A 7,842-nucleotide genomic window follows, 5' to 3' on the forward strand; every position below is an offset into this window, starting at 1 on the left:
GTGGGAAGGGCGCCGCTGTTACAGCTCGATGCTTTCGCCTGGCTTCAGAGCACGGCCGACACCCGACGGTAGAAGCGAGACGAACCGTTCGGGGTCTTGGACAATCGGCGGGAACGTGTTGTAATGGATCGGCACGACGAGTTTCGCTCCGAGCCACTCGGCGGCAACGGCCGCGTCTTCCGGCCCCATCGTGAAGCTGTCCCCAATCGGCAAAAAGGCGACATCGATGTTATGGCGCTCGCCGATCAGCTTCATGTCGGAAAACAGCCCGGTGTCGCCGGCATGGTAGATCGTTTTCCCTTCGGCCGTGAACAAAATGCCGGTCGGCATGCCTAAATAAATGATTTGCTTGTCCTCGGTCACAAACCCGGAGCTGTGGAACGCCTGCGTCAACTTGACCGTGCCAAAGTCAAATTCGCGCGCCCCACCGATGTTCATGCCAAACGTCTCGACGCCTTGCCAGCTTAAATACGTCGCCAGCTCAAATGTGGCCACGACAAGGGCGTTGTTCCGCTTGGCGATCTCCACCGTATCGCCGACATGATCCCCGTGCCCGTGCGTGAGCAAAATGACATCCGCTTTCACATCCGCCGCGTTCAAATCGGTCGTCGCATTGCCGGTGATGAACGGGTCGATCAAAATCGTTTTTCCGTTCGTCTCAATGCGGACAACCGAATGGCCATGGTAGCTGATTTTCATCGTCACATCTCTCCTTTCCACTACACATGATTCGCCGCCGCCCATCCATTCCCTTCTTTTCCTGCCTGTCCATTTACAAACGGCCCGTTTCTTGGTACGCTCAAAATGGACAACAGTGAAAAAAGGAAGGAATGGGACGATGAACAAACGGCTGCAAGCATTTTCCTCTTGGCTTCAACAACATAGTTCATTCGCCTTCGTCACGTCAAGTGCGAACGTGTTTTATTTGAGCGGATTTCGGTGCGACCCGCACGAACGGTTGCTGGCGCTTTTGGTCTTTCCTGACAGCGAGCCCGCGCTCGTCTGCCCGCAAATGGAAGTCCCGCGCGCCCGCCGGAGCGGCTTTGGGCATACGGTGATCAGCTACGACGACAGCGCCGACCCGTGGGAAGAGATCGAGCGCCATCTCAAAGCGCGCGGTGTCAAGGCCGTCTCGATTGCCGTCGAAAAAAACGATTTGTCGTTCGCCCGTTTCGAGCGGCTCTCGGCGCTGTTTCCGAACGCCCAATGGCTCGATGCCGAAGAAAAGCTGCGCCAGCTTCGCCTGATCAAAGATGAGCAGGAAATGAAAGCGCTGCGCCAGGCGGCAGAGCTGGCTGACAAAGCGGTCGAAATCGGCGTCTCGGCCATTCGCCCGGGCGTGACGGAGCTTGAACTTGTCGCCGTCATTGAATATGAGCTGAAAAAACTCGGCGTTGAAGGGATGTCGTTTCCCACGACCGTGCTTGCAGGCGCCAAATCAGCCGATCCGCACGGCGTGCCGGGAACGGCGGCGGTCGCACCGGGCGATTTCGTGCTGTTCGATTTGGGCGTCATCGTCGATGGGTATTGCTCCGACATTACCCGCACCGTCGTCTGTCAGACGGCAAGCGACGAACAGCGGCTCATGTACGATACCGTTCGGCGCGCCCAGCAGGCGGCGATCGACGCCTGCCGCCCGCAAACCGCGATGAAGGAGATCGACCGCTCCGCTCGAAACGTCATCGAACAAGCCGGCTACGGCCCGTACTTCACCCACCGCGTCGGGCACGGCTTAGGAATCGAAATCCACGAATACCCATCGCTTCATGGCGCCAACCCCGACCCGCTCGCTCCCGGCATGGTGTTTACGATCGAACCGGGCATTTACGTCCCATCCATCGGCGGCGTGCGCATTGAAGACGATGTCGCGGTCACGAACAACGGCGTTGAGGTGTTGACGTCGTTTTCGAAGGAATTGATCATTGTATAACGAGAAAAACCATTGGCAAAAGCTTCTGCGAATAAGCGCACGAACAAAGCTGTCCACCGGCTCGATCCCCAAGCCGATTCGAACAGCTTTGTTTTCTCATCGCCATCAAGGCGGCTCCATCTTCATGATTTCATCCGTGCAACAACGAATGAACATCCGTATACGGCATGTTGTGCGCCGCCGCGACCGCTTCGTACACGATGTGCCCATCGAGCGTGTTGATCCCTTTTAACAGCGCCGGATTGTCGAGGCAAGCGGCGCGGTAGCCTTTGTTGGCGATTTGCAAGGCGTATGGGATCGTGACGTTCGTAAGCGCGAATGTTGACGTACGCGGCACAGCGCCCGGCATGTTGGCGACGGCGTAATGGACGACGCCGTGCTTGACGTATGTCGGATCGTCATGCGTCGTGACGCGGTCGGTCGTTTCGAAAATGCCGCCTTGGTCAATGGCGATGTCGACCAACACCGATCCCGGCGTCATCGAGCGCACCATCTCTTCCGTCACCAGCTTCGGCGCTTTCGCCCCCGGGATCAAGACGGCGCCGACGACCAAATCCGATTCGCGCACGCACTCGGCGATATGGTACGAGTTGGACATGAGCGTCGTCACGTGGTCGCCGAACAAATCATCGAGCTCGCGCATCCGCTCGGCGTTAATATCCAAAATCGTCACGTCTGCCCCGAGACCGACCGCGATTTTCGCCGCGTTCGTCCCCGCCGTTCCGCCGCCGATGATCGTCACTTTGCCGCGCCGCACTCCGGGCACGCCGCCAAGCAAAATGCCTTTCCCGCCGTGCGGCTTCTCGAGAAACTGGGCGCCGACTTGCACCGACATGCGGCCGGCGACTTCACTCATCGGCGTCAACAGCGGCAGCGAGCCGTTCGCCAGCTGCACCGTCTCATAGGCGATGCCAACCACCTTTTGTTCGACGAGCGCTTTCGTGAGCGCTTCGGCCGCGGCCAAATGCAAATACGTAAACAAAATAAGCCCAGGACGGAAATAGCGGAACTCCTCAGGCAGCGGTTCTTTCACTTTCAACACCATCTCCGCCGCCCAAGCATCTTCCGCGTTCGGCACGATCACTGCCCCGGCTTTTTCATACTCGGAATCGGAAAACCCCGACCCAGCGCCGGCTTCCGTCTCCACATACACGTCATGCCCCGCTTTGACGAGCGTCATCACGCCTGCCGGAGTAATGGCGACACGGTTTTCATTGTTTTTGATCTCCTTTGGAATGCCGATCTTCATCACATTTCCTCCTTTTTCCTTCCCACTTCTTCCTTTTATTGTGCCCCGTTTCGCGCAAAAGCAAACGAAAAAGGAGGAGGCGCTGGTCTCAACGGAAAAGGTGGCGGTAAATGACGTTCGCTCCGCCGGTGACGTCAATGACGGCGCCGGTGATGAAATCCGAGTCGTCCTCGCATAAAAACGCGATCACGCGGGCGATATCTTCGCCAGTCCCCGGGCGTCCGACCGGCGTTTCCGCATCCCTTCTCGCGCGGGCGTCGGCGATCCCCGCCTCTTTCATGGCGCCGACAATATTGCCTGGGCACACCATATTGGCGGTAATGCCATATTCCGCCTCTTCCAGGGCGATCGTTTTCGTCAGCGATACAAGCCCGACTTTCGCCGCGCCGAACGCCGAACGGTGCACCCAGCCCGGGGCATCCGCCGCTCCTTGAAATCCGTACGTAATGATGCGGCCAAACCGCTGTTTTCGCATAATCGGGATCGTCCGCCTCACTAAATGGAAGACCGAGCTCAAATTGCCTTCAATCATTTCGTACCATTCGTCTTCCGTATAATCGGCCAGCTTTTTCCGCTCAAAAATGTACGGCCCTGCATTGTTGATGAGGCAGTCAATGCGGCCAAACCGCTCCATGGCGGCGTCCACAAGCGCCGCTAAATCGTTTTTGTCCGTCACATCTCCCTGCACAAACTGGAGGCGGTCAGCGGCGCCGCGGTACTTCTCGGCAAGCGAGCGCACCGCCTGCTCATCGCTCCGGTAGTTCACCGTCACCGAGTAGCCTTGATCAAGCAACAGCTCGGTCACTTTTCTCCCCAATCCTTTCGCTCCGGCCGTGATCAACGCATGCCGCACCCTTCTCCCTCCTCGTCGCGATTTGCTGTCTCATTTTTACTTTACTACAAACCGGAGCGAATACAAAAAAATAACCATAACGCGCAGGCGCTATGGCTATTCGCCGACTTCGCGGCGCGGGTCGTAATACGATTCATCCTCGTCAACAATGCCGCTTTCATACGACTCGGTAATTTGCTCGGTGATCGTCCGCACTTCCTCCTCATCGTACTGCCAGTCGTTATACCGCTTTTCCATTGCTCTTCCTCCCCTGTTCACAAAATCTCAATATATGGCCTAGTTTCTCGTCAAAGGGCGATGGGTATACCATATATAGAGATGGCATTTTTAACCAAAGGGAAGGGAGAACATGACCATGACCTACCAAACGATCGTCGTCGCCGTCGATGGCTCGAAAGAAGCGGAATGGGCGTTGAAAAAAGCGATCCAAATCGCCAAGCGAAACGGAGCGAAACTCATTTTGTCCCACATCATCGACTTGCGCGGCTTTACGACCGTTGAAGCGCACGATTATGCCCTCGCCGAACGTTCGGAACAGTATGCGAACGAATTGCTTGAGCGGTATAAAAACGAAGCCGTCGCCGCTGGACTCGACGATGTGAACACCGCGGTCGAATTCGGCTCGCCGAAAGTGAAAATCGCCAAAGACGTCGCTCCGAAATACAAAGCCGACCTCATCATTTGCGGGGCGACCGGTTTAAACGCTGTCGAACGGCTCTTGATCGGCAGCGTTTCCGAAAACATCGTCCGCCATGCGAAATGCGATGTGCTCGTTGTAAGGACGCCGAAAGAATAATGTCTTCGTCACATGAAGCAGATGGACCGAAAAACTTCCTTGTCCGATGCGAAAACATGTGACGGTCAAAAAAGAACACCCCGCCGTTACGGGGTGCTAAGCAACTGTTTCGCCTTCGCCAGCGCCGCGCGCACTTCGGCAAAACCGGTGCCGCCGGCGCTGTTGCGGCGGTTGACGGCCGTGCGCGGGTTCAAGGCGTCATAAATGTCTGCGTCAAAGAGCGGCGACGCCTCCTTATACACGTCAAGCGGCAAATCGGCCAAAAAGACGCCTTTCTCAATGCAAAGCAGCACGAGCTTGCCGACGACCTCATGCGCCTCGCGGAACGGCATGCCTTTGGCCGCCAAGTAATCGGCAAGCTCGGTCGCGTTTGAAAAGTCTTGTTTCGTCGCCCGCTCCATCACGTCCGTGCGCACGTTCATCGTCTCAATCATACCGGTGAAAATTTTCAGCGACCCGACGACCGTCTTTACTGTATCAAACATGCCTTCTTTATCTTCTTGCATGTCCTTGTTGTAGGCGAGCGGCAGCCCTTTCATCACCGTGAGAAGCGCCATCAAATGGCCGTACACGCGGCCGGTTTTGCCGCGGATGAGCTCGGCCATGTCCGGGTTTTTCTTTTGCGGCATGATGCTGCTGCCGGTCGCAAACGCATCATCGAGCTCAATGAACTGAAACTCTTGGCTCGACCAAAGGATGAGCTCTTCAGCGAGCCGCGACAAGTGCATCATGAGCATTGAACTGTTGCTTAAAAACTCGATGATGAAGTCGCGGTCGCTCACCGCATCCAAGCTGTTTTCGTAAAGATCGGCAAAGCCCAACAGCTCCGCCGTCCGCCGCCGGTCGATCGGAAACGTCGTTCCGGCGAGCGCCCCGGCGCCGAGCGGCGAGCGGTTAATCCGTTTCAGCGACTCAGAAAAACGTTCATAGTCCCGCTCGAGCATCCAAAAATACGCAAGCAAATGATGGGCAAACGAAATCGGCTGCGCCCGCTGCAAATGCGTATACCCGGGCATGATCGTGTCGACATGTTTGTCGGCTTGAGCGACAAGCGCCCGCTGCAGCCCGCGGATGAGACTGAGAATCTCTTCAACGCGCTTGCGCAAGTATAAATGCATATCGGTCGCCACTTGGTCGTTCCGGCTCCGTCCGGTGTGCAACTTGCCGCCGACCGGGCCGATGTCGTCGATCAACATTTTTTCAATGTTTAAATGAATGTCTTCATACGCGACGGAAAACTCGAGTTCCCCCCGCTTCGCTTTTTCGAGCAGCCGCAGGAGTCCGCTCTTGATCTTCTCGACATCTTCCGCCGGCAAAATGCCGCACTCGCCAAGCATCGTCACATGGGCAAGGCTGCCTTCAATGTCTTCTTCCACCAGCTCCTGGTCGAATGGGATCGACGCGCCAAACTCGTCGACCCATTCTTCCGCTGTTTTCGTAAACCGTCCGCCCCAAAGTTTTTTCACGAATCTCGCCGCAGAGGAATGCGACTTCCTCCTTCCTTTTCCTTATTGGCCGGCCGATACCGACGCTTTGTGTTGCTTGTTGACGATGCTGTTGACTTTCGTCGGCAGGCCGTACAGCGAAATGAATCCGACCGCCGCTTGATGGTCAAATTCATCTTCGGACGTGTATGTTGCCAATTTTTCATCATAGAGCGAGAACGGCGATTTGCGCCCTTCGACGATCGCATGGCCTTTAAACAGCTTCACGCGCACGACGCCGGTGACGTTTTTCTGCGTTTCTTTCAAAAACGCGACAAGCGCGTCTTTGAGCGGCGAAAACCACAGGCCGTTGTAAATGACTTCGGCGATTTTTTGCTCGATGATCGGTTTGAAGTGTGCAACTTCCCGCACCAATGTCAAGTCTTCGAGCTCTTTATGCGCTTTGATGAGCGTGATCGCCCCCGGGCATTCGTACACTTCGCGCGACTTAATGCCGACAAGGCGGTTTTCGACGTGGTCGATGCGGCCGACGCCGTGCTTGCCGGCCAACGCGTTCAGCTCCAAAATCAATTGCGCGAGCGGATACGCCTTGCCGTTTAACGTCACCGGCACGCCTTGTTCAAAGCCGATCTCGATGACATCCGGCACATCCGGCGCGTTCTCAAGCGAAGCCGTCAGCTCATACGCCTCTTCCGGCGGAGCCGCCCACGGGTCTTCCAAAATGCCGCACTCGTTGCTGCGACCCCACAAGTTTTGGTCGATCGAAAACGGGCTGTCCAGGTCGACCGGAATCGGAATGCCGTGCTGTTTCGCGTATTCGATTTCTTCCTCGCGCGACCAGCTCCACTCGCGCACCGGGGCGATGACGTCCAAGTCCGGATTGAGCGCGTTGATCGACACTTCAAAGCGCACTTGGTCGTTCCCTTTCCCCGTGCAGCCGTGGGCGACCGCCACCGCGCCTTCGAGCTCGGCGATTTCAACGAGTTTTTTCGCGATGAGCGGACGCGACAGCGCCGAGACGAGCGGATATTTCCCTTCATACAGGGCGTTCGCCTGCAGAGCGATGAGCGCATACTCGTTCGCAAACTCGTCTTTGACGTCGATGACGTACGATTTGATCGCGCCGACTTTGAGCGCTTTTTCTTTCACGAAATCGAGGTCTTTTCCTTCCCCAAGGTCCAAGCAGCACGCGATCACATCATACCCGCGCTCCTGAAGCCATTTGATCGCCACCGATGTATCTAAACCGCCCGAGTAGGCCAACACCAATTTTGGATTTGCCATGGTCGTTCTCCTCTCCTGTCACATAAATATACTTAAATATAAATAAATATTCAAATTGAACACATTATCACTTTATCAGCTTTCTCGTGATTTTTCAATACTTATTCCGTGAAAATCCCCACCACTTGGTGAGTGCGGTATACGCTCCTGATCCGTGAGGGTATACTGAAAATGGCCAAAAAAGGCAATAGGAAAGCAGAGGTGCCCGATTTTAGGCATCTCGTATAACCTGTCTGCCTTTTGGCTAGACTAAATAAGTTGTGGTTGGCGGAACGGCTCTTTGCG

At 55.9% G+C, this 7,842-nt stretch carries 8 protein-coding genes; 2 read left to right on the forward strand and 6 right to left on the reverse strand.

Translation table 11 applies throughout. The features are described from left to right. Window positions 1-18: 18 nt before the first annotated feature. Entirely contained in the window at window positions 19-699 is a 681-nt protein-coding gene (locus ETC02_RS10265) for a metal-dependent hydrolase (protein ID WP_015375596.1), read from the reverse strand. Window positions 700-838: 139 nt separating this feature from the next. Here ETC02_RS10265 and ETC02_RS10270 point away from each other — a divergent pair, with 139 nt between their 5' ends. Beyond that, window positions 839-1,930 (forward strand): M24 family metallopeptidase, encoded by a 1,092-nt coding sequence (locus tag ETC02_RS10270; RefSeq protein ID WP_050367670.1) that lies wholly within the window; start codon window positions 839-841, stop codon window positions 1,928-1,930. A 130-nt stretch (window positions 1,931-2,060) separates the two neighbouring features. Here the strand turns inward: ETC02_RS10270 and ald are convergent, their stop codons facing one another. The 3 genes from ald to ETC02_RS10285 form a co-directional block, all read right to left on the reverse strand. Beyond that, window positions 2,061-3,179: an alanine dehydrogenase gene (gene ald / locus ETC02_RS10275; protein WP_050367671.1), complete on the reverse strand. Its 1,119-nt coding sequence runs from the start codon at window positions 3,177-3,179 to the stop codon at window positions 2,061-2,063. 88 nt (window positions 3,180-3,267) lie between these two features. Continuing rightward, on the reverse strand, window positions 3,268-4,032 hold the full coding sequence (locus tag ETC02_RS10280; RefSeq protein ID WP_050367672.1) for an SDR family oxidoreductase: 765 nt from the start codon (window positions 4,030-4,032) through the stop codon (window positions 3,268-3,270). A gap of 96 nt (window positions 4,033-4,128) precedes the next feature. Further along, window positions 4,129-4,269, reverse strand: a complete 141-nt coding sequence (locus tag ETC02_RS10285) for a hypothetical protein (protein WP_011232228.1) — start codon at window positions 4,267-4,269, stop codon at window positions 4,129-4,131. Window positions 4,270-4,381: 112 nt separating this feature from the next. Here ETC02_RS10285 and ETC02_RS10290 point away from each other — a divergent pair, with 112 nt between their 5' ends. Next, a complete protein-coding gene (locus ETC02_RS10290; protein ID WP_171698251.1) occupies window positions 4,382-4,828 on the forward strand; it encodes a universal stress protein in 447 nt (148 codons plus the stop codon). An 86-nt stretch (window positions 4,829-4,914) separates the two neighbouring features. Here ETC02_RS10290 and argH read toward each other — a convergent pair whose 3' ends face one another. Both argH and ETC02_RS10300 read right to left on the reverse strand, forming a co-directional pair. Beyond that, window positions 4,915-6,294 (reverse strand): argininosuccinate lyase, encoded by a 1,380-nt coding sequence (argH, locus tag ETC02_RS10295; protein ID WP_050367674.1) that lies wholly within the window; start codon window positions 6,292-6,294, stop codon window positions 4,915-4,917. A 42-nt stretch (window positions 6,295-6,336) separates the two neighbouring features. Beyond that, a complete protein-coding gene (locus ETC02_RS10300) occupies window positions 6,337-7,557 on the reverse strand; it encodes an argininosuccinate synthase (protein WP_033008582.1) in 1,221 nt (406 codons plus the stop codon). Window positions 7,558-7,842: the final 285 nt, after the last annotated feature.

The organism is Geobacillus sp. DSP4a (genome assembly GCF_013096875.1).
Lineage (GTDB): Bacteria > Bacillota > Bacilli > Bacillales > Anoxybacillaceae > Geobacillus > Geobacillus thermophilus.